The 23,110-nt window shown below is 62.0% G+C and carries 26 protein-coding genes; 15 read left to right on the top strand and 11 right to left on the bottom strand.

Annotated elements, in window-relative coordinates:
- Window positions 1-10: 10 nt before the first annotated feature.
- On the bottom strand, window positions 11-421 hold the full coding sequence (arr, locus tag AC6CHO_RS03575) for an NAD(+)--rifampin ADP-ribosyltransferase (RefSeq protein WP_498213727.1): 411 nt from the start codon (window positions 419-421) through the stop codon (window positions 11-13).
- A 139-nt stretch (window positions 422-560) separates the two neighbouring features.
- On the opposite strand from arr, the gene AC6CHO_RS03570 reads away from it, so the two are divergent.
- Window positions 561-1,373, top strand: a complete 813-nt coding sequence (locus AC6CHO_RS03570; RefSeq protein ID WP_498213726.1) for a shikimate 5-dehydrogenase — start codon at window positions 561-563, stop codon at window positions 1,371-1,373.
- Window positions 1,374-1,472: 99 nt separating this feature from the next.
- On the opposite strand, the gene AC6CHO_RS03565 is transcribed toward AC6CHO_RS03570, so the two are convergent.
- The 6 genes from AC6CHO_RS03565 to AC6CHO_RS03540 form a co-directional block, all read right to left on the bottom strand.
- Window positions 1,473-1,637 carry a hypothetical protein gene (locus AC6CHO_RS03565; RefSeq protein ID WP_498213725.1) on the bottom strand — a complete coding sequence of 55 codons (165 nt, stop codon included), beginning with the start codon at window positions 1,635-1,637 and terminating at the stop codon, window positions 1,473-1,475.
- 56 nt (window positions 1,638-1,693) lie between these two features.
- Complete coding sequence (locus AC6CHO_RS03560) at window positions 1,694-2,170, bottom strand: HtaA domain-containing protein (protein ID WP_498213724.1); 477 nt, start codon at window positions 2,168-2,170, stop codon at window positions 1,694-1,696.
- Window positions 2,171-2,261: 91 nt separating this feature from the next.
- Window positions 2,262-2,699, bottom strand: coding sequence for a hypothetical protein (locus AC6CHO_RS03555; RefSeq protein ID WP_498213723.1), 438 nt, complete (start codon window positions 2,697-2,699; stop codon window positions 2,262-2,264).
- A gap of 38 nt (window positions 2,700-2,737) precedes the next feature.
- Window positions 2,738-4,093 (bottom strand): FAD-binding oxidoreductase, encoded by a 1,356-nt coding sequence (locus tag AC6CHO_RS03550; RefSeq protein ID WP_498213722.1) that lies wholly within the window; start codon window positions 4,091-4,093, stop codon window positions 2,738-2,740.
- Window positions 4,094-4,155: 62 nt separating this feature from the next.
- On the bottom strand, window positions 4,156-5,529 hold the full coding sequence (locus AC6CHO_RS03545; RefSeq protein WP_498213721.1) for an aspartate aminotransferase family protein: 1,374 nt from the start codon (window positions 5,527-5,529) through the stop codon (window positions 4,156-4,158).
- Window positions 5,530-5,536: 7 nt separating this feature from the next.
- Window positions 5,537-7,039, bottom strand: coding sequence for a CoA-acylating methylmalonate-semialdehyde dehydrogenase (locus tag AC6CHO_RS03540; RefSeq protein ID WP_498213719.1), 1,503 nt, complete (start codon window positions 7,037-7,039; stop codon window positions 5,537-5,539).
- Window positions 7,040-7,157: 118 nt separating this feature from the next.
- Here AC6CHO_RS03540 and AC6CHO_RS03535 point away from each other — a divergent pair, with 118 nt between their 5' ends.
- The gene (locus AC6CHO_RS03535; RefSeq protein WP_498213718.1) at window positions 7,158-8,684 is read left to right on the top strand and encodes a PucR family transcriptional regulator; all 1,527 of its coding nucleotides are present in this window, start codon (window positions 7,158-7,160) and stop codon (window positions 8,682-8,684) included.
- Between the two features lie 92 nt (window positions 8,685-8,776).
- Window positions 8,777-10,456: an HNH endonuclease signature motif containing protein gene (locus tag AC6CHO_RS03530; protein ID WP_498213717.1), complete on the top strand. Its 1,680-nt coding sequence runs from the start codon at window positions 8,777-8,779 to the stop codon at window positions 10,454-10,456.
- Window positions 10,457-10,465: 9 nt separating this feature from the next.
- On the opposite strand, the gene AC6CHO_RS03525 is transcribed toward AC6CHO_RS03530, so the two are convergent.
- From AC6CHO_RS03525 to AC6CHO_RS03515, 3 genes are all read right to left on the bottom strand, one after another.
- The gene (locus tag AC6CHO_RS03525) at window positions 10,466-11,524 is read right to left on the bottom strand and encodes an ImmA/IrrE family metallo-endopeptidase (RefSeq protein WP_498213715.1); all 1,059 of its coding nucleotides are present in this window, start codon (window positions 11,522-11,524) and stop codon (window positions 10,466-10,468) included.
- Between the two features lie 167 nt (window positions 11,525-11,691).
- Entirely contained in the window at window positions 11,692-13,071 is a 1,380-nt protein-coding gene (locus AC6CHO_RS03520) for an aspartate aminotransferase family protein (RefSeq protein ID WP_498213714.1), read from the bottom strand.
- Entirely contained in the window at window positions 13,068-13,535 is a 468-nt protein-coding gene (locus AC6CHO_RS03515) for an Lrp/AsnC family transcriptional regulator (protein ID WP_498213713.1), read from the bottom strand. The genes AC6CHO_RS03520 and AC6CHO_RS03515 overlap by 4 nt, the downstream gene beginning before the upstream one ends.
- 215 nt (window positions 13,536-13,750) lie before the next feature.
- Here AC6CHO_RS03515 and AC6CHO_RS03510 point away from each other — a divergent pair, with 215 nt between their 5' ends.
- The 8 genes from AC6CHO_RS03510 (at window position 13,751) to rpsN (ending at window position 19,547) form a co-directional block, all read left to right on the top strand.
- Entirely contained in the window at window positions 13,751-14,977 is a 1,227-nt protein-coding gene (locus AC6CHO_RS03510) for an ABC transporter substrate-binding protein (protein ID WP_498213712.1), read from the top strand.
- A 43-nt stretch (window positions 14,978-15,020) separates the two neighbouring features.
- Window positions 15,021-16,154: an ABC transporter ATP-binding protein gene (locus tag AC6CHO_RS03505; protein WP_498213711.1), complete on the top strand. Its 1,134-nt coding sequence runs from the start codon at window positions 15,021-15,023 to the stop codon at window positions 16,152-16,154.
- Window positions 16,151-17,053 (top strand): ABC transporter permease, encoded by a 903-nt coding sequence (locus AC6CHO_RS03500; RefSeq protein ID WP_498213710.1) that lies wholly within the window; start codon window positions 16,151-16,153, stop codon window positions 17,051-17,053. The genes AC6CHO_RS03505 and AC6CHO_RS03500 overlap by 4 nt, the downstream gene beginning before the upstream one ends.
- Before the next feature lies 1 nt (window position 17,054).
- Window positions 17,055-17,852 carry an ABC transporter permease gene (locus AC6CHO_RS03495; RefSeq protein WP_498213709.1) on the top strand — a complete coding sequence of 266 codons (798 nt, stop codon included), beginning with the start codon at window positions 17,055-17,057 and terminating at the stop codon, window positions 17,850-17,852.
- 148 nt (window positions 17,853-18,000) lie between these two features.
- A complete protein-coding gene (locus tag AC6CHO_RS03490) occupies window positions 18,001-18,501 on the top strand; it encodes a MarR family winged helix-turn-helix transcriptional regulator (RefSeq protein WP_498213708.1) in 501 nt (166 codons plus the stop codon).
- A gap of 328 nt (window positions 18,502-18,829) precedes the next feature.
- Window positions 18,830-19,066: a 50S ribosomal protein L28 gene (gene rpmB, locus AC6CHO_RS03485; RefSeq protein ID WP_060702424.1), complete on the top strand. Its 237-nt coding sequence runs from the start codon at window positions 18,830-18,832 to the stop codon at window positions 19,064-19,066.
- Window position 19,067: 1 nt separating this feature from the next.
- On the top strand, window positions 19,068-19,238 hold the full coding sequence (gene rpmG / locus AC6CHO_RS03480; RefSeq protein WP_022874359.1) for a 50S ribosomal protein L33: 171 nt from the start codon (window positions 19,068-19,070) through the stop codon (window positions 19,236-19,238).
- 3 nt (window positions 19,239-19,241) lie between these two features.
- On the top strand, window positions 19,242-19,547 hold the full coding sequence (rpsN, locus tag AC6CHO_RS03475; RefSeq protein ID WP_060702423.1) for a 30S ribosomal protein S14: 306 nt from the start codon (window positions 19,242-19,244) through the stop codon (window positions 19,545-19,547).
- A gap of 69 nt (window positions 19,548-19,616) precedes the next feature.
- Here rpsN and AC6CHO_RS03470 read toward each other — a convergent pair whose 3' ends face one another.
- Window positions 19,617-20,210 carry a DnaJ family domain-containing protein gene (locus tag AC6CHO_RS03470; RefSeq protein ID WP_498213707.1) on the bottom strand — a complete coding sequence of 198 codons (594 nt, stop codon included), beginning with the start codon at window positions 20,208-20,210 and terminating at the stop codon, window positions 19,617-19,619.
- Window positions 20,211-20,359: 149 nt separating this feature from the next.
- Between AC6CHO_RS03470 and AC6CHO_RS03465 the strand changes: the two genes are divergently transcribed.
- The 4 genes from AC6CHO_RS03465 to AC6CHO_RS03450 all read left to right on the top strand — a co-directional run bounded on the left by AC6CHO_RS03465 (window position 20,360) and on the right by AC6CHO_RS03450 (window position 23,105).
- Complete coding sequence (locus AC6CHO_RS03465) at window positions 20,360-21,328, top strand: SDR family NAD(P)-dependent oxidoreductase (RefSeq protein ID WP_498213706.1); 969 nt, start codon at window positions 20,360-20,362, stop codon at window positions 21,326-21,328.
- Between the two features lie 174 nt (window positions 21,329-21,502).
- On the top strand, window positions 21,503-21,787 hold the full coding sequence (locus AC6CHO_RS03460) for an HU family DNA-binding protein (protein WP_096255551.1): 285 nt from the start codon (window positions 21,503-21,505) through the stop codon (window positions 21,785-21,787).
- A gap of 272 nt (window positions 21,788-22,059) precedes the next feature.
- Entirely contained in the window at window positions 22,060-22,344 is a 285-nt protein-coding gene (locus AC6CHO_RS03455) for an HU family DNA-binding protein (RefSeq protein WP_498213705.1), read from the top strand.
- 152 nt (window positions 22,345-22,496) lie between these two features.
- Window positions 22,497-23,105, top strand: coding sequence for a hypothetical protein (locus AC6CHO_RS03450; protein ID WP_498213704.1), 609 nt, complete (start codon window positions 22,497-22,499; stop codon window positions 23,103-23,105).
- The last annotated feature ends 5 nt before the right edge of the window (window positions 23,106-23,110 follow it).

The following is a 23,110-nucleotide window of genomic DNA, read 5'->3' as shown; positions in this document are numbered from 1 at the left end:
CGGTGCAGGGCTAGTTGATGATGTCGTCTTTGGGGCTTTCTGCAATCGCTGCGATGCGTTCTCGCCAGGCCTGCAGCTGTTCAGGAGGCAGCCGCGTCCAATCATGGATTTCGCGGACAACCTTCAACGGACTGGCGCTGCGGTAGGAACGGGTCGGGTTTCCCGGAAACTTCTTGTCGGTGACATTAGGATCATCTTCGAATTCTCCGGTTGGCTCCACCTCATACACATGAGGAGTGCCGTCAAGTGCCGCAATCTGCGCAGCTAAGCCCGCCCCGTCGGGCAACGCCGTGAAATAGATGTGATTCATGAGGATCTCGGGTCGATAGTTAGAGGGAAAGCCAGCGGACAGTAAATCGCCGGGGCCCAATGCCGCCTTGGTGCCGTGATAAAACGGTCCTGCTTCTGAATCCTTGCCCATGGACCTGAGCTTAGCGAATTGGCCGCGGCGGTAAAAGGGGCACTGGCCGAGCAGCCATCGGGCGAGCATCTGAACGGCTTCAAGTACCCGGACACGTATATTGGGTGGTGAACCGCGAACAAGCTTTGGAGAATTACTCGTGCCCATTTTGAATAAAGACATGTCCCTGTGCATCTCGCTGTCGGGACGACCATCAAATCTCGGGACCCGATTCCACAACTACCTTTACGAAGAATTGGGGCTGAACTTCATATACAAGGCTTTCTCCACCGATGATTTGGCAGGCGCCATTGCTGGCGTCCGTGCTTTGGGAATTCGTGGATGCTCCGTCTCCATGCCTTTTAAGGAAGACGTGATGAAGCTGGTCGATGAGATCGAGACTTCTGCCGCGGCTATTGATTCAGTCAACACCATTGTGAACACCGAAGGCCGGCTGGTGGCCTCGAATACTGATTTTGAAGCAATTGCGACGCTGATCAAGCGCCACGAGCTGGATGCTAGCCACAGCGTCTTGGTCCGCGGATCCGGAGGAATGGCCAAGGCAGTTGTCGCAGCGTTCCGCGATGCTGGCTTCGAAAATCTCACCGTGCTGGCCCGGAACGAAAAAGCCGGCCAAGAGCTGGCTCAGAAGTACAACTACAAGTTTGCTGCTGCCGATCCAGCACCTGGAAACCAGATCTTGGTCAACGTGACGCCGCTAGGCATGGATGGGGCGCAAGCTGACGTCCAGTCATTCTCCGATGAGCACATTGCCGCTGCTGAAGCCGTCTTTGATGTTGTCGCATTCCCAAGCCAGACTCCGCTGATCCTTGCCGCCCAGAAGGCAGGAAAGCCGGTGATCACCGGCGCGGAAGTTATCGCACTGCAGGCCGCCGCCCAGTTCGAGAAGTACACCGGGCACTGCCTGAGCGATGAGCAGATTGCGCGGGCCTCGGAGTTCTCGCGCCAGTAGCCGCTTGCTGATCCTGGCGGGGCAATGTACTGCAATACCAAGTAGCTGATGCCAGCACCAAGTTCTTGGTGCTGGCATCAGCCATGTCAGGTGTTGCGGCTATTCGCCTCTTGAGTCCGTTTCGTCTTCAGCAACGAATTCCACGGTTGTCGACTTGCGGCCCCGGGCCACGAGGACGATGACAATGACCAGTGCGATGACAAAGAGCACCGGAACGATATAGACCACGATGAGCTCGTAGGCATTAGGCACTAACGGGTTCACGCTTGAGTCACCATTATCTAGTTGATTCATGGTTTTTGGCACTTGGCTTGAGCGAATCAGCCGCGGAGCACTATCTCCAGATCTTCGAGCTGCTGGCCAGCAGGATACTGCCCGTTGAAAAGCTTCGAGCCATCCTCGGTGAGAACAGCAGAGAAACGGGTCTTGACCAAGCCGAAAGCGCGCGAGACGGCGGTTTCAGTGAGTTCAGCAATCGCAACGCGACCACTAGCCGTACCAATGGTGAGCGTGATGGCTTCACCCTGGTTTTCCACGTGAGGCTCAATCAGGTCCAGCTTCATCATGCCGCCGTGTCCGGAGAAGGACACGCGGCCGTTGAACCACACCTCATTATCCGGAACATCAGTTGCAGGGGATGCGGGGAAGACCAAGGAGTTGCCGGCTTGCCAGACACCATTGCTTGCTTCGATGCGTCCGTCAGCAAGGGAAGAAATATAACCCACGAACGAGGCTTTCAAGCCCCATTCCAGATGCGGCTGGAACGGATCGCCTGCTGGCGCACCACTTCCGGTCATTGTCTTTTCCCTCCACAGGGTTTCGGCGCAAAAATAATCTGTGGTCAGTATTTCACACTGAAGTCAGGTAATGGCGACAGTTCTCTGCCAGCTAATCAGTTGTCGTATTTTCCGCAATGAATGGACGGTAGGCATCCTGTACCGAAATCTGGGCGCCGTCAATGCTTGTACCATCGGCAAAGGTGACATCAGCGGTAGCCCAGGACCCGTTCCAGTACTTGATATCCAGCTTGGTCGGGGAGTATTCCTTGTGGACGTTCGCCTCTAGGTTACTCATCGCGGTGCGATAGCCGGCTAAGCCGAAGGCAACCAAAGCCACGGTCATTGCCCCGGCAATTCCAGCGCAAATGAACTCGGTGCGAATGGATGCGCGTCGAGAGTAGGTCTGCTCGCCGTCACGCAACCGCGAGAAGTGCCGGCGGCGCATCAACGCGTGAGGCAACAGAGCCAATCCGATCATCAAAAAAATCACGGAAGTTGCCAACGCTATGAGCGGTCGACTGAAGACTACTGGAAGAAACTCATCCATGTATTTACCCTATGCAAATCAACATGGTATTTCTAGGGTTAAATCGCTTTCCCCGGATTTAGTGTGCCGAGCGGATCGAACACCGCGCGGACCCGCCGTTGCAGTTCAAGTGAGGTCTCGCCCAATTCTTCGGGCAACCAATCCTGCTTGAGCAAACCGATGCCATGCTCGCCGGTGAGCGTGCCACCCAAGGATTTAGCCAGGTAGAACATGTCTCCCAACGCGGCCTTCGGTGCACCGCTGGTGATGGAATGACCTTCGGGCACCACGATGATCGGATGCAGGTTGCCGTCGGCGGCATGAGCAATGGTGAAGATCGATACGCCACGCTCCTCTTCAATCCGCTGCAACCCGGCAAAGGCTTCGGCTAGCCGGTTGCGCGGTACGCCAATATCGCAGATGGAGGCGGTCCCGAGCAATTCCATGCTCGGGATGGCCTGGCGTCGGGCTTCGATGAGCGCCTCGGCCTGTTCCTGGTCCTTGGCGATCTCAATGAGCCCGGCCAGCGGGGCGATCGCATCTTGCAACGCCTGCATTTCCAGCTGTGCACCATAACCATCGGTCTGTGCCAGCAGCAAGGCACCGCCGCATGATTCATGCTCGGTTCCGAGCGCCGCATCAACTGCCTTCAAGGTTTTACCGCACATCAATTCCAACACAGATGGGGTCAACCGCTGCGCGATCACCGCCGAAGCGGCCTGTGCCGCGGTACCCTCATCGGGGAAATAGGCGACCAGGGTGGAGGTGTGATTGGGCTTGGGGCGCAGCCGCAGTAGCGCTTCCACCACGATGCCCAGGGTGCCTTCGGAGCCGATCATCAGCGCGTTCATGTCGTAGCCGGCCACACCCTTGATGGTTCGCCGCCCGGTGCGCAGAAGCTGCCCGCCCGGAAGCACCACCAGCAAGCTGAGCACCGACTCGCGGGTTACCCCGTATTTGGCGCACCACATGCCGCCGGCATTCGTCGCTATATTGCCGCCGATCGAACAGATCGCGGTACTAGCTGGATCCGGGGCATAAAACAGACCGTGCTCGCCGGCGGCCTGGTTCACCGCAGCGTTGATCACTCCGGGCTGCACCAGCGCGGTAGCTTCCACCGGATCAATCTCCAGGATCTGGTCCATTCGGGACAGATCCAGCACGATCTGCCCGGCCTGCGCGCTGGATCCGGCCGCCAACCCGGTACCGGCCCCGCGCGGCACGATCACCGCCCGATGCTCATGGGCCAGCTTCATCGCCAGCACCACATCCTCGATGTCCTGGGCAAAGATCACCCCGTCCGCGAAGGATTCGGGCACGTAGCCGGAGCGATCCACGCTGGCCTGCCTGCGGTCCTGCTCATCGATCGAGGCGCGTGGATGGGCGGAAAGTACTAAGTGGCTGGATGATTCCATGGCTGGCTCCTACCTTTAATGCAGAACTGGCAGGACAGCGGCGCTGTCCTGCCAGCCAGGGATTATTCGACGAACGTGTCGGCAACGACCAATGCCTGCTCCAGGCGATCCAGCGCTTCGACGAGCACCTCGTCCTGAATGTTCATCGCCGGAACCACGTGCAGCCGGTTGAAGTTGGCAAACGGCAGCAAGCCGGCCTGCTTCGCGGCGCCAATCACCTGGTTCATCTCCTGGCTGCTGCCGCCATAGGCCGCCAGCGGCTCACGGGTCTCGCGGTTCTTCACCAGCTCGATGGCCCAGAACACCCCGGTGCCGCGCACCTCGCCCACCGACGGGTGATCGGCGGCGAACTGTGCCAGGCGGGGTCCGATGATTTCCTCGCCCAAGCGCTTGGCGTTCTCCACCATGCCCTCGTCCTCCATCGCGGTGATGGTGGCTGCGGCCGCGGCGCACGCCAGCGGGTGGCCCGAATAGGTCAGCCCGCCAGGGTAGGCCTTCTCCCGGAAGGTCTCGAAGATCTGCGGGCTGATGGCCACCCCGCCCAGCGGCACGTAGCCGGAGTTCACGCCCTTGGCGAAGGTCAGCAGGTCCGGCACCACGCCGAAGTGGTTCACCGCGAACCATTCGCCGCTGCGGCCGAAGCCTGCCATGACCTCGTCGGCGATATATACGATGCCGTGCTTCTTGGTCAGCTCGCGCACGCCCTGGAGGTATCCGGGAGGCGGCAGGTAGATGCCGGCGGTACCCGGAATCGACTCAAGGATGATCGCGGCAATGGTGCCCGGGCCCTCCAGGAGAATCGTGTCCTCCAGGTGCTTGAGCGCCCGCTGCGTTTCCTCTTCCAAGGTTCTCGAGTTGAAGTAGGAGCGGTAGGGGTAGGCCGGGAAGAAGCGCACCACCCCGTCGCTGGCATGATCCGAGGCAAAGCGGCGCGGATCCCCGGTGATATTCACCGCCAGATGGGTGCCGCCATGATAGGAGCGGTAGGCCGAAAGCACCTTGTGCTTGCCGGTATGCAGCCGGGCCATGCGCACCGCATGCTCCACCGCGTCCGCTCCGCCATTGGTGAAGAAGATCTTGTCCAGCTCGCCCGGAGTGTGCTTGGCGATCAGCCGGGCCGCCTCGGAACGCGCGTCGTTCACATGCTGCGGCGCGATGGTCGCCAGCTTGCCTGCCTGCTCGACGATGGCAGCGATGACCTTGGGATGCTGGTGGCCGATATTGGTATTCACCAGCTGGCTGGACAGGTCGATCAGCTTGTTGCCCTCGCCATCCCACACATAGGACCCCTCGGTCTTCAAGATGGTCATCGGGTCGAAGAGGCCCTGCGCCTGCCAGGAGTGGAACACATGCTCGCGATCCAGCTCGTAGGCACGGCGCCCGGCGGCGATCTGCTCCTCGGTGATCTGGACCTGTGCGATTGCTTGCTCGCTCATGATGCTCCTAGTCGTTCTGCGGGAAGCCGAGGTTGATGCCACCGTGGCTGGGATCCAGCCAGCGCTTGGTGACCACCTTGTTGCGGGTGAAGAATTTGAAGCCCTCCGGGCCGTAGGCGTGCTGGTCGCCGAACAGCGAGGCCTTCCAGCCGCCAAAGGAGTGGTAGCCCACCGGGACGGGGATCGGCACGTTCACCCCGACCATGCCCACCTGGATCTCGTCCTCGAAGCGGCGGGCCGCTCCACCGTCGTTGGTGAAGATCGCGGTGCCATTGCCATAGGGCGAGGAGTTGATCAGCTCGATGCCGTCGTTGAAGGACTCAACGCGGACCACCGAGAGCACCGGGCCGAAGATCTCATCGGTGTAGATGGACATGCCGGTGCCGACCTTGTCGAAGAGGGTCGGGTGCAGGAAGAAGCCCTCGCCGTCGGCATCCACGGTGCCGGTGCGGCCATCGATCACCAGCTCTGCTCCGGCCTCGATTCCGGCGTCGATGTAGCCGGCCACCTTGGCCTTGTGCTCGCCGGTGATCAGCGGGCCCATATCGCAGCCACGGGTTCCCTCTCCCACGCGCAGCGTCTTGGCGCGCTGGGCGATCTTGGCCACCAGCTCATCGGCGATGGATTCCAGCGCCACCACCACGGAGATGGCCATGCAGCGCTCGCCGGCCGCCCCGAAGCCCGCGTTCACGGCCATGTCGGCGGCCAGGTCCAGGTCGGCGTCGGGCAGCACCAGCATGTGGTTCTTCGCTCCGCCGAAGGCCTGGACGCGTTTGCCGTGGGCGGTGCCGGTAGAGTAGACATACTGGGCGATCGGGGTGGATCCGACGAAGGATACCGAGTTGACCCGCGGGTCGGTCAGCAGGGTGTCCACCGATTCCTTGTCGCCGTGCACCACATTCAGCACGCCTTCGGGCAGGCCGGCCTCGGCGAAGAGCTGCGCCAGCCAGATCGAAGCGGTCGGGTCCTTCTCCGATGGCTTGAGCACCACGGCGTTGCCGGCGGCGATGGCCACCGGGAAGAACCACAGCGGGACCATGGCCGGGAAGTTGAAGGGGGAGATGATGGCCGAGACGCCGACCGGCTGGCGCAGCGACTGCACGTCAACACCGGTCGAGGCGTTCTGCGAGTATTCGCCCTTGAGCAGGTACGGGGCGTTGCAGGCCAGCTCCACGACTTCCAGGCCGCGGGCTACTTCGCCCAGCGCGTCGTCGAGCACCTTGCCGTGCTCCGCGGTGATGATGGCGGCCAGCTCGCCCTTGCGCTCGGCCAGCAGCTGGCGGAAGTTGAACATGATCGCGGTGCGGCGGGCCAGCGAGGTGTCGCGCCACTTCGGGAAGGCCTCTGCGGCAGCGGCAATGGCCACCTCGGTGGTGGCCTTGGAAGCCAGCTGCACGGTGCGGGTGATCTCGCCGGTGGCCGGGTTGTAGATGTTGCCGGTGCGCTCGTTGGCGGAATAGGCGGCGTTGTTGATCCAGTGCTGCAGGGTGTCGGTCAGCGTAGTGCTCATCGCGGGTGTTCCTTTCAGGGTCCTTCATCGGGCTTTCCTTCATCATGGGTCATTGCGGTGACCGGGAACACCGTTACTGTGTCATGATTTATGCAAGAACGATTACGGAGTGTAAAAAATGCTGACGGTCAATGAGGTCCTGCAACTGCCGGTGGTCCAAGCCGCCGACCCCCGGATCCTCTGCGCCGACGGGCTGGACTCCGAACTGCGCTGGGTGCACGTGACAGAATCCAGCGAGAACACCGAGCTGCTCCTGGGGCGCGAACTGGTGCTCACCACCCTGCGCAACGTCAGCGACGTCCGGGGCTTCATCACCGCCCTGCGCGCCGCCGGCGCGGCCGCGGTCATCATCGAGGACACCACCGGCAGCGCGATTTCCGCCGAGGACCTGGGGCTGCCGGTCATCGTGCTGCGCCGCCGCACCCGCTTCGTGGCGATCACCGAAGTCATCCACCAGCTGCTCGTGGCCCAGCAGCTCGAAGCCGTGCAATTCTCCCGCACCGTGCACGAAATCTACACCGGGCTCTCGTTGTCCGAGGCCAACGAGGCCGACATCGTCGCGCGCACCGCCGGGCTGCTGCGCGCCCCGGTGGTGCTCGAAGATGTCCGCCACCGGGTGCTCGCCCACGCCGACGCCCACCTGGAGGACTGGATCAACCGCTCCAAGTTCGTCGGCTACCTTCAGCACACCGGACGGGCCACCGGAGCGGAGAACTGGCTGCAAACCCCGGTGGGCGCGGCCCGCCGGCGCTGGGGACGGCTGATTGTCCCGGCCCAATTGCAGGACGACGACCGGGCCGCCCTGGTCCTGGAACGCGCCGGCCAGGCCCTGACCATCGCCCGGCTTTCCGGACGCGACGAACGCGAACTGCTCTACCAGACCCGCACCGCCACCTTGCATGAACTGGCTGCCGGGCACAGCTACAGCGAAAAGGAGCTGTCCATCCGCACCCAGGCCCTGGGCCTGGCCCCGGCCGCCTACTATGTCCCGGTGGTCATTTCCACCTCCGCCGCGGCCAGCGCCACCGAAACCCAGCTGGCCGACCGCGCCTTGCTGGAGGAGCTCGACCAGCTCGCCGATTCCATGCACCTGGGCATCCTCGCCGGCCTGCGCAAGCCCGGCTACCTCTCGATCCTGCTGCCGGTGCGCGCCCGCGAACTGATCGACTCCACTCTGCAGGGCTTCACCCGCCGTCTGGCCGAGCAGCGGGCCGAGCCGGTGGCCATCGGGGTCGGGCCCGAAGGCACCCTGGGAGCGGCGATCACCGGGCTGGAACAAGCCGCGCAGGTAGCGGAAATCGTTCCGAACCTGCCCACCCGCGCCCAGCCCTACTACCGCTTTGCCGACCTGCGCCTGCGTGGGGTGCTCTCGGCCATGGGCAGCGACCCCCGGATGCGCACCTTCGCCCACGCCGAGCTGGCCTCCTTGCTCAACCCCGTCGACGAACCTGCCCTGGACCTGCTCGAGCTCTACCTCGCGCACAGCGGCAACAAGTCCGCCCTGGCCAAGGCAGGCTACCTCTCGCGCCCCACGCTCTACTCCCGGCTGGCCAAGCTCGAAGCCAAGCTCGGCGTGGTGCTGGACTCCGCCGAATCCCGCGCCAGCCTGCAGGTTGCCCTGCTCTGGTACCGCATGCACGGCTGAGCCCCGCCGTTCCTGGCTGTCCCCGCCGAAGTTCTCCACAGGTCGATCCCCGCGCCGGTCCGCCGCCCGCGCAACCGTGCACGCTGGGGGACATGAGCACAGCAACGACTCAGGCACTGGCCGATCTGGCCACCGCGGCCCGGCTGATCACTTCGGCCACCGCTGCGCTCAGCGATCCCGGGATCGCTGCCGGCCACGCCGCTTGTTTCGGGATCCTGGCCGAACAGCTGGGCGCAGCCCAAACCCGCGCGCAGATCCACGTCGCCCACGCCGTGCGGCGCAACGGCGCCCACAAGCTCGACCAGCCCTCCCTGCAAGCCGTTGCCCAGGCCGGCGCTGATCCCAGCCTGCCCAACCTCGCCGCCGCCGAAGGCCAAACCACCGCCGGGCGCACCGCCTTCCGCTCGGCCCGCTCCTTCCTGCAGGACTGGTTGGATATTCCGCGCAGTGCCGCCCACGACCGGCTCATCCAGGCCGACTGCCTGATCGGCGGCGTGGATGGGGCCGGGCAGCCCCTCGCACCGTGGCTCGAAGAGCTGGCCGCGGACTTCGCCGAACCCGCCATCGATCCGCGCCTGGTGGCCGCCACCGCGCTGAAGCTGCACTCCACCCGCAAGGACCTGCTCGATGGCGCGGACGGGGCCGAACAAAAACAGCGCCTGCAGTCCGACGCCCGGCAGCTGATCCATAGCGAACCCAAATCCGCGCGCAAGCACATCGCCGACATGGTCGCCCAGGTCAAATCCGGCAAGCGCCCGCTCAAAGCGCTGCTGGACGAGGTCGGCCTCTTCCGCCGGGGCACCCGCCGCGGCTTGATCGAATACATTCTGCGCGTTCTGCCCTCCCAGGCCGCGGTGATCGAAGCGCACTTCGCCCGCACCGGCAACCGGGCCACGCAGGCCGGGGACCGCCAGGGATTGCAGGAAGCCGAAGCAGAATTCACCGGCGATCCGGGCGAGGGCTGGGACGATGAAGCCACCAAGCCCGACTGGGCTCGCGAGGGCAACACCGGCCCGCCCGACCCGGATCCCGGCGCCGGCCCGGATTCCGACACCGCACCAGAAGCCGCAGGCAGTCCCGGAGACCGGGCACCCGCGTGGGAAGATCTGAGGCCCGAACGGCGCCGGCTGATCGGCCTCATGGCACTATTGCTCAAAGACCATCAAGCCAACGACGGGACAAGCGCCAGCCGTGCCGGCCTGGCCACCGCGCAAGTCAGCATTATTTTGGACTACGAGAAAATGCTCAGCGGTGCGCCGCGCTATGCCGTGAGCTCCTCGGGACTGGCGTTTTCGCCCGGTGAACTGCGCACCGCCATGTGCAACGCCGGAATATATCCGGTCATCCTCAATGGCCGATCCCTGCCTCTTGACCTGGGCCGAACCCAGCGCCTGTTCACCAAGGCGCAGGGCAGGGCGATCCGCGCCGCCTACCGGGGGTGCGCCTACCCGGGCTGCGCGATGCCCGTCGAACGCTGCGAACTGGACCATCTGGACGCCTGGGAGAACGGCGGATGCACCGACATCCATTTGGCGTCCCTGTGCTGCCCGGTCCATCACGTGGAACGGCACTGCGGGCTGTTCCACGCGGTGAAGATCCCCGGCTGCCGCCCCATGATCTTGCTATCGCCGGATCTGGACCCGGAGCAGCAATTGCGGATCAACACCTACTTCATGACGCCCGATGAGGCCTTGGCCGCCGAGGAATTGGCGCAGCGCATGACCGCGCAATGGCGTGCAGGCCAGCTCGAAATGGAAATCGTCGACCCCTGAGGACACGGGCTAGAGTGCGCGCAGGTGCCCACGATGGATCTCGCCGGGCTCTTGCTCGTTCTGGCCAGCCAGCACGACAAAGGCTTGCCCGAACGTCAGTTCGTGGATGTGCTGTTCGCGCAGTCCCAGCTCGCGGGCGATCACCGAGGTGCTGGCTCGATGCTCCAGCTGCAGCGAAGGGAAGACGATCGAGAAGACGCGGGAGGTCACCGGCTGCACCGGTGCCGGCGCTTCGAGCGCGATCTCCTGGGATAGCCAGCAGTAGGCCTTTTCGCCGAGCAACCCGCTGGCTCGGCTATGGGCCAGGATCACCGTAGCTGGCACGCCGAAATGCTCTTCGAGGGTCAGCAGCTGCGGAATCTGCAGGGAATCGGAAATCCGCATCTGCAAGGACAAGGCCGGCAGCAAGAGCTGAGCGGCGAACTGATCGGCTTCCAGTTCCGCAGCCGCTACCTGTTCGCTGCCTGCGCCCAAGGACGAATGCAGCAGCAGGTGCCCCAGCTCGTGGGCGAGGGCAAAACGCCGAGCCTTCGCGGACCCGGAGGCCAGGAAGATGTAGGCCTGGGAGTCCTCCCAGAAGCTGAAGGTCTTCACCGCTTCGAGTTCCGGGGGCAGGCTCAGCACCCTGACCCCGTGGGATTCGAGCAGGTGCAGCACATCGGGCAGCGCGCCGCAGCCAAGCTGCCAGTCCAGGCGCAGTTGCACGGCCGCATCGGCCGGCGAATATCCGGTCAGGTCCGGGACTTCGGTGGCTGGCAGGGCGAAATTCTCGGTGATCAGGCGATAGAGCTCCACGCCGGTCCGGCCGGCGGCGGCAGCGGCCCGCTTCTGCGCCGTGCTGGTTCTCCGTGGGCTGCGGAAGAAGATGCGTTCGGTATCGATGCCGCTGGCGGCAGGCAGATGGAAGAAGCGCGGGGTGCATCCGAGCGCGGCGGCCAATTCATCGCCCAGCCGCTCCGATGCCTGGGCCAGCTCCTGCTCGCAGATGCCCAGTGACGCGGCCAGGGCAGACCGGCTCAAAGCTGCACGTTCGCGTGCGAGCCTGATTCTGGTCGGTTCCAAAGTCATGAGCTTCCTGCCATCTTCCAAAGGCGATCTTCATCGTCCTAGACCACAGACTAGTGGCCTATGACACAAAGCACCAATTGAGCGGCAATGCGTGAAGACTTGGTGCTTCATATGACGCTGACATGCAGATTTATGGCCCACAGGTTGCACCTGCGGGCCACAAAGCACTAGATCTTGTTGGCGGCTTCCTTCAGCACCGTGCGAAGGATGGATTCGATCTGGTCGAATTCCGGTTGCCCGATGGTGATCGGCGGAGCCAGCTGGATGACCGGGTCCCCGCGATCGTCGGCTCGGCAATACAGTCCGGCCTCCCACAGGGCGGGGGAGAGATATTGGCGCAGCAACCGCTCGGACTCTTCGTCGCTGAAGGTTTCCTTGGTGGCTTTGTCCTTGACCAGCTCGATCCCGTAGAAGTAGCCGGCCCCGCGCACGTCGCCTACAATGTCCAGATCCTTGAGCTTGGACAGCGTGGACTTGAACGCGTCGGCGTTGTTCTTGACGTTCTCGTTGAGCCCTTCGCGCTCGAAGATATCCAGGTTCGCCATCGCCACTGCGGCCGCCACCGGGTGCCCGCCAAAGGTATAGCCGTGGTAGAACGTGGTGTCGCCTTTGGTGAAGGGCTCGAAGAGCTTGTCGGAAACGACCATCACGCCCAGCGGGACGTAGCCGCTGGTCAGGGCCTTGGCCGAGGTGATGATGTCGGGCACGTAGCCGAAGTCGTTGCAGGCGAACATCGAGCCGATGCGCCCGAAGGCGCAGATGGTTTCGTCGGAAACCAGCAGCACGTCGTATTCGTCGCAGATTTCGCGGACCCGGTCGAAGTAGCCCGGCGGCGGCGGGAAGCAGCCGCCGGAGTTCTGCACCGGCTCCAGGAAGACGGCGGCCACGGTGTCCGGGCCCTCGAATTCGATGGCCTCGCGGATGCGCTCGGCGGCCCACAGCCCGAAGTCCTTCTCGTTCTCCGCATACATTTCCGGTGCGCGGTAAAAGTTGGTGTTTGGTACGCGGAAGGTGCCAGGCACCAGCGGCTCGAAGGGGGTCTTCATATCGGGCAGCGAGGTGATGGCCAAGGCGCCCTGCGGGGTGCCGTGGTAAGCCAGCGCCCGGGAGATGACCTTGGTCTTGCCGGGCTTGCCCTTCATCTTGAAGTGCTGCTTGGCCAGCTTGAAGGCCGATTCCACCGCTTCGCCTCCACCGGTCGTGAAGAAGACGCGGTTCAGGTCGCCCGGCGCGTAGCTGGCTAGGCGCTCCGCCAGGTCAATTGCTGGTTCGTGAGCGTAGGACCACAGCGGCATGAAGGCCAGCTTCTCTGCCTGCTTCGCCATCGTTTCGGCCAGCTCGGCGCGTCCGTGGCCGGCGTTAACCACAAACAGCCCGGCCAGTCCGTCGAAGTACTCGCGTCCGGAATCGTCGTAGATCTTGTGCCCCTCGCCCCGCGCAATGATCGGAACTTGCGCGCCTTGCGAGATCCCGGAGTGCCGGGCCATGTGCATCCATAGGTGATCGCGAGCGGCCTGCTGGCGATCGGTACCACGTGGTGTGTTCATCGTGTTCCCCAGTTGTATTCCTGTTTTTTCAGCGAAAGGTAGGTGAAGGTATTGGTGCTGACCACGCCTTGGATTCCGCGGATGGTTCCGATCACCCGAAGCAGGTCCTCGTCGTTCGAGCAGATGACCTCGGCAAGGATGTCGGAACTTCCGGTGGTAACTACGCAGTAGTCCACCTCGGGCAACTCGGCAATGCGGTCGGCGGTGCCGCTGATGTCATCGTTGGCAACAACGCCGATCATCGCCTGGCGGGTGAATCCCAGCTCCAATGGGTTGGTGACTGCGACGATTTGCATAACGCGACTCTCGACCAGCTTCTGCACGCGTTGGCGCACTGCGGCTTCGCTCAAGCCGACTGCTTTGCCGATGGCGGCATAGGAACGGCGCCCGTCTTCCTGCAGCTGCTCGATGATTTCCTTGGAAATTTCGTCGATGGCCTGTGCTGAGTGCGAGAGTAACGTCATATCGACCTCCTTGGGTCATAGGGCTTTGAACCGACCCTACATCCACTGATTCAGTTGCGAAAGAGGTATTTTTGTAAGTTTCTCGTTTCAGATTCGTTAAATATCTGAGGAATCTCTTGTTTAGGTCTTGTTTGGCTTTTGCATAGCTGACAGGATGAACGTCATCACATTCAGTATGTGCCAGATCACATTTCGCAAATGTTAGGACGGATGCCATGTCGCACTCGCAACGACGACTACCGCAAGATCCACAAATTCGCGCACTGGTCCAAGCCATGGGCCAGCGAAGCTTCTCCCGCCGGTCTGTGCTGTCCACCGCCGGGGCGCTGGGCTTGACCGGATTGCTGGCAGCCTGCGGCACCGGCGGCTCCAGCGGAACGAAATCCGAGGTGTCGGTGACTGATATTTCCGAGTCCGATCCCTCCGTGAACTGGGCCAACTGGACTTTGTATCTGGATTATGACGACAAGAAGAAGACCTACCCGACCCTCGACGCCTTCACCAAGAAGACCGGCATCAAGGTCAACTACGCCGAAGATATCGACGGCAACGACTCCTACTACGGCAAGGTGCAGGGCCAGCTGAAGTCCGGCCAGGACATCGGCCAGGACATTATCACGCTCACCGACTGGATGGCCGGGCGCCTGATCCGCCAGGGCTACACCCAGGAATTGAACCTCGACAACATCCCGAACTCGGCGAATCTGCTGCCAACCTTGCAGAATGTCGACTTCGATCCAGGCCGCAAGCACTCGCTGACCTGGCAAACCGGCTATGCGGGCATCGCATGGAACAAGAAAGCCTTCCCCAAGGGACTGAAGAGCGTGGAAGACCTCTGGGATCCAGCGCTGAAAGGCCGCGTGACGGTGCTCGACGAGATGCGCGACACCATGGGCCTGCTGATGCTGCAAAACGGCGTGGACGTTGCGGGGCAGTGGGGCGAAACCGAGTTTGGCGCTGCCGCCGACGTGCTGCGCCAGAACATCGACAACGGCCAGATCCGCCAGGTCAAGGGCAACTCCTATAAGCAGGACTTCATCTCCGGGGACGCGATCGCCGGCATCGTCTGGTCCGGGGACCTGGTCCAGATGAACTTCGAGAACGATGACCAATGGGAGTTCGTGATTCCCGAGGCCGGCGGCACCCTTTGGAGCGACAACCTCATGGTTCCGGTCGCGTCGCCGCGCAAGGCCAACGCCGAAAAGCTCATGGACTTCTACTACGATCCTGCGGTGGCCGCCGAAGTCGCCGCCTACGTGAACTACATCTGCCCGGTGCTCGGCGCCAAGGAAGAGATGGAAAAAATCGATCCGGAACTGGTGGGGAACCCGCTGATCTTCCCGACCGACGAGGATCTGGCCAAGGCCCACGTCTTCCGCTCGCTGGATGGCGAGGAAGAGTCCACTCTGGGCTCGCAATTCCAAGAAGCCATCGGCGCCTGATCCAGGCTTGGCCCAGAGCAATTGACCAGGAAGTGATAGGGGTATGACTACATTGGCAGAACGAACCGAAAGCACCGTGACCTCGGGGGCCGATCTTAACCTGTCGGGCATTTCGAAGCGCTTCGCCAGCTTCACCGCCGTCGAGGAATTGGATCTGCTGGTTCCCTCCGGAACATTCTTTGCGCTGCTCGGCCCCTCGGGCTGCGGCAAATCCACCACCCTGCGCATGATCGCCGGGCTCGAAGCGCCCAGCGAAGGCAGCATTTCGATCGGCGGGCAGGATGTGACCGCGTTGCCCAGCCACCGGCGCCCGGTAAATACTGTCTTCCAGTCCTACGCGCTCTTCCCGCACATGTCGGTGCTGGAAAATGTGGCCTTTGGCCTGAAGCGCAAAAAGGACCCGCAGGCGATGCAGAAGGCCAAGGCGGGGCTGGAGCTGGTGGAGCTCTCGCACCTGGCCAACCGCAAGCCGGCCCAGCTCTCCGGCGGCCAGCAGCAGCGTGTGGCCCTGGCCCGCGCGCTGGTCAACCGCCCGCAGGTACTGTTGCTGGACGAGCCGCTGGGCGCGCTGGATATGAAGCTGCGCCGGCAAATGCAGCTGGAGCTGAAGAAGATCCAGACCGAGGTGGGGCTGACCTTCATCCACGTCACCCACGACCAGGAGGAGGCCATGACCATGGCCGACGTGGTCGCGGTGATGAATGGCGGGCGGATCGAGCAGATGGGCGCCCCGCGCGACCTCTATGAACTGCCGCGCACCGCCTTTGTGGCCAACTTTCTGGGCAAGTCGAACCTGATGAGGGGCGTGGTCACCGGCCAGGAGAACGGCATGCTCAGTGTCGATGTTTCCGGGCGCACGATCCTGCTTCCGGCGGACCGGGCGGTGCAAGCTGCTGGCGAGGTGGTGATCGGGGTCCGCCCTGAGAAGATCACCATCGACCGGGTGGCGGTGGCCGGGGACAACCAGCTTTCTGGCACCGTGATCGACGTGTCCTTCACCGGGACCACCACCGAGTATCTGGTTGAGGTGGAGCAGATCGGCCTGATCGGCACCTTCTCGCAGAACCGCGGACAGCAGCCGGCCCAGGAAGGGGATACCGTGTTCCTGGCCTGGGACGCCGGGCACTCCTTCGGGCTGGCCGGGGACGAAAGCGTGAATGCCGGAGTCGAATCATGAGCGTCGATCTGCGCAGCAAGGACGAGGTGCGCGCGGAAAAGCGCAAGAACCGCACCGGAATCTACCTGGTTTCCCCCGGACTGCTGGTGCTGGCGCTGTTCTTCGCCCTGCCCGTGGTCATCCTGCTGGCCATGAGCTTGTACGTGAAGCCGCCGGGAGCGGAGATCGGCGAATTTGTTCCCGGCTTCGAGCTGGGCAATTACGCCACGGTGCTCTCGGCCTATTGGCCAGAACTGCTGCGCTCCTTCTGGTTTGCGCTGATCGCCACGGTGCTGGCGCTGCTGATCGGCTTCCCGATGGCGTACCTGGTGGCTGTGCGGCTGCGTGAGCGCACGCTATTGCAAGGCATCCTGCTGGTGCTGCTGATCGCGCCGTTCTTCTCCAGCTTCATCCTGCGCACCCAGGCCTGGAAGCAGATCCTGGCCGATGAAGGATTTATCGCCCAGTCGCTGAAGTTCATCGCGATCCTGCCGGCCGATGGGCACCTGACTGCCACGCCCATTGCGGTGGTGGCCGGCCTGACCTATAACTTCCTGCCCTTCATGGTGCTGCCGATCTACGCGAACCTCGGTCGGCTTGATACCCGCCTGCTCGAAGCGTCCGGGGACCTGTACGCCAGCCCGATCAGCTCCTTCGCCAAGGTCACGCTCCCGATGAGCGCTCCCGGCATTTTTGCCGGCACGCTGCTGACCTTCATCCCGGCGGCCGGCGACTACGTGAACTCGGCGCTGCTGGGTAACAACCGCGATACGACGATGATCGGACAGGTGATCGATTCGCGATTCTTCAGGGTCATCGATTACCCCGGCGCCTCGGCGCTGAGCTTCGTCTTGATGATTTCGATCCTGATCCTGGTCACGATCTATATCCGCCGCTTTGGCACCGAGGAGTTGATGTAGCGTGAAGCAGAAAATTGGACGCTGGCTGATCCCCGTGATCGGCGGTGCGGCATTCGTCTACCTGCTGGTGCCGATCGCCTACATATTTGTCTTCTCCTTTAATGATGGCGGCCGGGCCAACCTGCAATGGCAGGGGTTCACCTTCGATAACTGGCTCAACCCCTGCGGGGCGCCTGCCGTCTGCGAGTCGCTGGTGCATTCGCTGCAGATCGGCAGCGTTGCCACGGTGATTGCCACCGCCTTGGGCACGGGGATCGCCATCGGCTTGGTGCGCTACAAGTTCCGCTTCCGCAAGCTCACCGATGTGCTGATCATTTTGCCGCTGGCCACCCCCGAGGTGGTACTCGGCGCTTCGCTGCTTGCGCAGTTCCTGAATCTGGGATGGGAATTGGGCTTCACCACCATCGTGATTTCCCACGTGGTCTTCTGCCTGTCCTTCGTGATTGTGACCGTGCGGGCCAGGGTTTCCTCGCTGGATTCGCGGCTGGAAGAGGCGGCGGCCGATCTTTATGCCTCCCCGCGGGCGGCGTTCTGGAAGGTCACCTTCCCGCTGCTGCTTCCCGGGATCGTGGCGGCCGCGCTCTTGTCCTTCGCGATGAGTTTCGACGACTTCATCATCACCAACTTCAACTCCGGTTCTTTCCAGACGTTCCCGAAGTTCATCTACGTTTCGGCCACCCGCGGCATCCCGCCGCAGGCCAACGTGATTGGTTCGGCGATGTTCATAGTTGCCTTGCTGGTAGTGGTCATCGGACAGGTGATCAGCTACCGGAAGAAGAAGCAACTGGAAAATTCCTGAGCTGGACAGGGCCTGCACGCGAGTGCGGGCCCTGTTTTTGCGTGCGCTATTTCAGGCTTTCGGCGGATACCTAGCTTTAGAATGTAGTCTCTACGAGATTGGTACCTCGACGCCCTGTTCCGGCAGGCCTTGAACGATTGGAAACTTCATGAGCGATAAGCCTGTGTGGCTCACGCAGTCCGAACGCGACGCCTGGCTGGGATTGCAAACCGTCATGACCCTGCTCCCGGCCACCTTGGATTCCGATCTGCAAGGCCTGGAAGGCATCACGCTCTTCGACTACCACATGCTGGCAATGCTCTCCGAGGCCGAGGACCGGAAATTGTCGATGACCGCCTTGGCATCGCATACCAGCGCGTCGCTCTCGCGCCTGTCGCATGTGGTGAAGAAGCTGGAAAGCCGGGGATGGGTGGTTCGCGAGCAATCCGAGGAAGATGCCCGTGTGAAAATCGCCTCATTAACGGATGCCGGTTGGGACGCAGTGGTGAATATGGCGCCTCATCATGTGGGTTCGGTTCGGGCTCTCCTGTTCGATCCCCTTGATGACAAGGACGTTAAGAACCTGAACGCGATTATGCGCAAGGTGACTGCCTCGCTGGACCAGGATCATTGGATCCTGAAGCCGGGCGCCACCGATTTGGAACACTGAAGATTTCTCGATAAGCTAATCAGGCGTTAATCGCGTGTGTTGTTATGCCGTCTAACGGTGGAACAACGACGCGTTGCCCGTAATACCGAATATCGTGACCACCTGAGTACGGGGACATTGCTCGACCGGTTGCGAAGTTCACCGACATACATACTTTAAGGCTCTTCGGTTGGTTCTCACCCAGCCTGGTTACCTTCCTAGTGTGCAGTATTAACGGTGTTTCACTGGTTGGCGGGACTCATAACGCACTAAGCGGTGCCGATATTTGCTTATGGGCACTGTGCGCGAGTACCGCCGAATTTTACTACTAACTAACTGAGGAGTGATCATGGCAGCTGTTTGCCAGGTAACCGGTACTACTCCGGCCTTCGGACATAGCATCTCCCACTCGCACCGTCGCAACAAGCGTCGTTTCGATCCGAATATCCAGAAGAAGACCTACTACGTGCCTTCGTTGCGCCGCAAGGTGACCCTGACCCTCTCGGTCAAGGGCATCAAGCTCATCGATGCTCGTGGAATCGACGCTGTTGTTGGCGACCTGATTGCGAAGGGTGTGAAGCTCTAAGATGGCAAAGAAGGATAAGGACGTACGTCCGATCATCAAGCTGAAGTCCACCGCTGGTACCGGTTTCACTTACGTAACCCGTAAGAACCGTCGTAACGACCCAGACCGCATGGTTCTGAAGAAGTACGATCCAGTAGTCCGCAAGCACGTCGAATTCCGAGAGGAGCGCTAAGACATGGCCAAGAAGTCCAAGATCGCAAAGAACGAACAGCGCAAGGTCATTGTCGAGCGTTACGCTGAGAAGCGCCTCGAGCTGAAGAAGACCCTTGTAGATCCAAACGCAACTGACGAGGCTCGTGAAGCAGCCCGCGTAGGCCTGCAGAAGCTGCCACGCGACGCTTCCCCGATCCGCGTTCGCAACCGCGACTCGATCGACGGCCGCCCACGCGGTACCTTCCAGAAGTTCGGTATCTCCCGTGTTCGCTTCCGCGACATGGCACACCGTGGTGAGCTTCCGGGCATCACCAAGTCTTCCTGGTAAGACCTGCAAGTCATTTGGCTTAGCAAAAGCCGCCTTCCTTTTTGGGAAGGCGGCTTTTGCCGTTAAGCACTAGATTTTGCGCTGCCACCAGCGGCGCTTTGCCGGCTGGGCAGGAACGGCCTCGGCAACGCTGGCACGGCGCTGCTGCCAGGCCAGAACCTCGGCGGTGGCATCACGCAGGGCCGTGATCACTGGAGGTCCGCCCAGCAGCTGGCGCCGTGCCTCGATAATCCGCTGATTGAAATCCTCGATATGCTCGCGCACTGACTTCTCGGTAGGAAGGCGATCCAGGGTCTGCTCCATCTGCTCGTCTTCCACCCGCAAGGTCAGCGCAGGGGGACCCAGTCCGGTGATCTGCTCGCGGCGCATCATCGATTTCAGCCACCAGTCGGGATCGTCATTGCTGGTGATGTGGTCGATCTTCTGCCCGGCCAAGGCCAAATCCTCGAAGTCGCCGCGCGCAAAGGCCTCATCGAGCACCGAATTGGTCACCTCCCACGCCTCGTCCTCGGCATGCAGCTGCAGCGGAGTCTTCTGCTTGGCCACCGGAGCCATGCCTGTGGCCTGCGCATACTCGTCCACCGGCAACGGCTCGTCGCTGGCCTGCTCCATCTGGTAGCGCGCGGCGTTCAGCGCGGCGTCGTTCTTCTTCGGGCCCTTCATGCTCCCATGATCCCACTTGGCACGCGGCCCGGACAATGATCTCCGGCTCGCAGCGCGCCTTGGCCTCGGCAAATCCCCGGCTGGGAGTATGCATGGGAGGGCCTGTCACTGCGCCGGGGCGCACCGGACGCTGTAGTAGCGTGGAGGCCATGACTCCAGCACCCACCTACCAGCCGCCTGCAACGGACATCTATGCAAACCGTGGGCGCTGGGCTGGCCAGGGGGAGGGAAAGACCGTGGTGGTGACCGGCGCCAACGCGGGGCTCGGATTCTTCGCCAGCCTGGCATTGGCCAATGCCGGGGCAAGGGTTATCCTCGCCTGCCGCAACCAAGCGCGGGCTGCGCACGCCATGGAACAGATTTCTGCTCGCGTGCCCCACGCTGATCTGGCCTTCATGCAATTCGACTCTTCCAGCATCGACTCAGCTATAAGCCTGGCCGCAGAACTGCGAACCCGGCCGCTGCACGCACTGATCGCCAACGCTGGGATCATTCGCACCCCCAAGGACCGCCAGCCGGGACTTCTTGGCTACGAGCAGGCCATGAGCACTAATTTCATCGGCCACGCTCGGCTGGTCGGGGAGCTGGCCGAGCACTTCGGCAGCCCGCTGCGCTTTATCGGTCTGGGCTCCCTTTCCACCAGGCTGCTGGCCACGGACCATGAGAACCTCGACCTGCACAGGGACTACCACCCCTACCGGGCCTATGCGCAGTCCAAGGCCGCGGTCCAGGCTTTCACCCTGGCCTTGGATCACCGGTTGCGGCAGCTGGAATTACCCGCTCGTTCCTTGGCGATTCACCCCGGCTACTCGATATCCGGATTGACGCCGCAGGTGCCGCAGGTCAACGAACCTGGCTATAGCAAGCGGCTTGCCGGTCAATTGCAGGCCAGTTTCGCGCAGGGCAAACACGAAGGTGCGGTGGCCCTGGTGGAAGCCGCGCTGGCCCCGGGGCTTGAGTCGGCGCCACGCGGCACCTACCTTGGCCCGCGCTACCTCTCCAAAGGCCCAATATCACTGGCCAGACCGGTGAAATCGACTCGGGGCAAAGCCCTGCAAAGCAAAGTTTGGGAGTTATTTGTGCAAGCCAATGGGGGACTTGATCCGTTTGCGCTGTAGCTCCCGGGTGAGCTTTCACACCTCCAATCTCTAGAGGAATTCGGCAAAATCCGCGGGACGATGCTCTTTTTGTCGCCCACAACTGGTAAGTTCATCACTGATAAGTCCGTGCGACCGTGCGGCGTACGAGGCCCGGAACCGGGTTTTGGATCACTAGTCCAGGAGGACCATACATTGGCTATGAACCGTAGCGAACTTGTTGCAGCCGTTGCAGCGAAGACCGAAAACTCCCAGGTTGCCGTCAACGGTGTTCTGGATGCTGTGTTCGAGGTTTTCGTCGACCAGATTTCCCAGGGTGAGAAGGTGTCGATCCCAGGTTGGTTGGCTGTAGAGCGCACCGATCGTGCAGCTCGCACCGGCCGCAACCCACAGACCGGTGAAGCAATCCAGATTCCTGCTGGCCACTCGGTCAAGCTGACCGCTGGTTCGAAGCTGAAGGCTGCTGTTGCCAAGAAGTAAGCTTCTTCAGTCTTGAGCAAGGCCCATCTTCCCTCGACGGGCAGTTGGGCCTTGCTGCATTAATGGGCGTATCAGAACTGGTCGTTGAGCCCAAAAATGATGCCGTTAGGCCCAGAAATCTGTAAGAAGATGAAAAAATCCCGGTATTTCGCCTGTTTTCGGGCATTTCGCGGCCCAAGGTTTGATATGTTCTCACTGATAAGTCCGTGCGACCGTGCGGCGTACGAGGCCCGGAACCGGGTTTTGGATCACTAGTCCAGGAGGACCATACATTGGCTATGAACCGTAGCGAACTTGTTGCAGCCGTTGCAGCGAAGACCGAAAACTCCCAGGTTGCCGTCAACGGTGTTCTGGATGCTGTGTTCGAGGTTTTCGTCGACCAGATTTCCCAGGGTGAGAAGGTGTCGATCCCAGGTTGGTTGGCTGTAGAGCGCACCGATCGTGCAGCTCGCACCGGCCGCAACCCACAGACCGGTGAAGCAATCCAGATTGCTGCTGGCCACTCGGTCAAGCTGACCGCTGGTTCGAAGCTGAAGGCTGCTGTTGCCAAGAAGTAAGCTTCTTCAGTCTTGAGCAAGGCCCGATTCTCCGCTGGAACTTTCCGGCGGACGGATCGGGCCTTTTGCTTTTCTACACGTTTGAGCCGATCTTCTACTTCGCGTAGAATCAGGCGTGCTTGAAGATCCACCAGAAGAATAGGCTGAACCCGGTGCCACAGAATCCCGCAACCCGCGTACTGCGCGGCTGGTTGGCGGCGAGCGTGTGCACCTGGACGGCTTTTGCGGCTCACGCCCATAGCGCGCCGACAAGAATGTCGCTGGTTGCAATGGGCCTGATCACCTGCATTTCAGCGGTGATCGCGCTGCTGCTGGTAGGGAAGAAATACAGCTTGTGGGCGACCAGCCTGGTGGTGATCGCCAGCCAGGGCCTATTCCACTTGAGCCTGTCGGTGATGAGCCACGGTGGCTCCGGGGTCTCCGGCATGGAGCACGTGCAGCATACTGGGCGCAGCCTCGAACTGGCGCACAACATCAGCGCCCACTACGCCGAGGTGCACACCGAATCGATGTTCTACGCGCACGTGCTGGCTGCAGTGGCCAGCATTCTCGTGCTCAACCGTGGCGAGCGCCTGTTGGCCCTCTTGGGCTCATACCTCACTCTGTCTTCGGCACGGCGAATTTTTTCGCTCATCCGTGGGCAGGTTCCCGAAACACCGGTGCTTCCGGCCTACTTCCCGCTGCGTTTTCAACTCAAGCTTGCGCAATTGGGACGGCTGCCCGGGCGCCGGGGCCCTCCTTCCTTCGTTCTTGCCGCCTAAGACAA

The sequence above is a fragment of the Glutamicibacter sp. GQ173 genome (assembly GCF_059759215.1).
The sequence above is the reverse complement of the archived record's forward strand: the minus strand, read 5'-3'. Positions and strand labels throughout refer to the sequence as shown.

Coding starts and splice junctions, on each gene's coding strand:
- arr (WP_498213727.1), bottom strand. CDS start 421: ATGGGCAAGGATTCAGAAGCAGGACCGTTTTATCACGGCACCAAGGCG.
- AC6CHO_RS03560 (WP_498213724.1), bottom strand. CDS start 2,170: ATGACCGGAAGTGGTGCGCCAGCAGGCGATCCGTTCCAGCCGCATCTG.
- AC6CHO_RS03555 (WP_498213723.1), bottom strand. CDS start 2,699: ATGGATGAGTTTCTTCCAGTAGTCTTCAGTCGACCGCTCATAGCGTTG.
- AC6CHO_RS03550 (WP_498213722.1), bottom strand. CDS start 4,093: ATGGAATCATCCAGCCACTTAGTACTTTCCGCCCATCCACGCGCCTCG.
- AC6CHO_RS03545 (WP_498213721.1), bottom strand. CDS start 5,529: ATGAGCGAGCAAGCAATCGCACAGGTCCAGATCACCGAGGAGCAGATC.
- AC6CHO_RS03540 (WP_498213719.1), bottom strand. CDS start 7,039: ATGAGCACTACGCTGACCGACACCCTGCAGCACTGGATCAACAACGCC.
- AC6CHO_RS03535 (WP_498213718.1), top strand. CDS start 7,158: ATGCTGACGGTCAATGAGGTCCTGCAACTGCCGGTGGTCCAAGCCGCC.
- AC6CHO_RS03530 (WP_498213717.1), top strand. CDS start 8,777: ATGAGCACAGCAACGACTCAGGCACTGGCCGATCTGGCCACCGCGGCC.
- AC6CHO_RS03525 (WP_498213715.1), bottom strand. CDS start 11,524: ATGACTTTGGAACCGACCAGAATCAGGCTCGCACGCGAACGTGCAGCT.
- AC6CHO_RS03520 (WP_498213714.1), bottom strand. CDS start 13,071: ATGAACACACCACGTGGTACCGATCGCCAGCAGGCCGCTCGCGATCAC.
- AC6CHO_RS03515 (WP_498213713.1), bottom strand. CDS start 13,535: ATGACGTTACTCTCGCACTCAGCACAGGCCATCGACGAAATTTCCAAG.
- AC6CHO_RS03510 (WP_498213712.1), top strand. CDS start 13,751: ATGTCGCACTCGCAACGACGACTACCGCAAGATCCACAAATTCGCGCA.
- AC6CHO_RS03505 (WP_498213711.1), top strand. CDS start 15,021: ATGACTACATTGGCAGAACGAACCGAAAGCACCGTGACCTCGGGGGCC.
- AC6CHO_RS03500 (WP_498213710.1), top strand. CDS start 16,151: ATGAGCGTCGATCTGCGCAGCAAGGACGAGGTGCGCGCGGAAAAGCGC.
- AC6CHO_RS03490 (WP_498213708.1), top strand. CDS start 18,001: ATGAGCGATAAGCCTGTGTGGCTCACGCAGTCCGAACGCGACGCCTGG.
- rpmB (WP_060702424.1), top strand. CDS start 18,830: ATGGCAGCTGTTTGCCAGGTAACCGGTACTACTCCGGCCTTCGGACAT.
- rpmG (WP_022874359.1), top strand. CDS start 19,068: ATGGCAAAGAAGGATAAGGACGTACGTCCGATCATCAAGCTGAAGTCC.
- rpsN (WP_060702423.1), top strand. CDS start 19,242: ATGGCCAAGAAGTCCAAGATCGCAAAGAACGAACAGCGCAAGGTCATT.
- AC6CHO_RS03470 (WP_498213707.1), bottom strand. CDS start 20,210: ATGAAGGGCCCGAAGAAGAACGACGCCGCGCTGAACGCCGCGCGCTAC.
- AC6CHO_RS03465 (WP_498213706.1), top strand. CDS start 20,360: ATGACTCCAGCACCCACCTACCAGCCGCCTGCAACGGACATCTATGCA.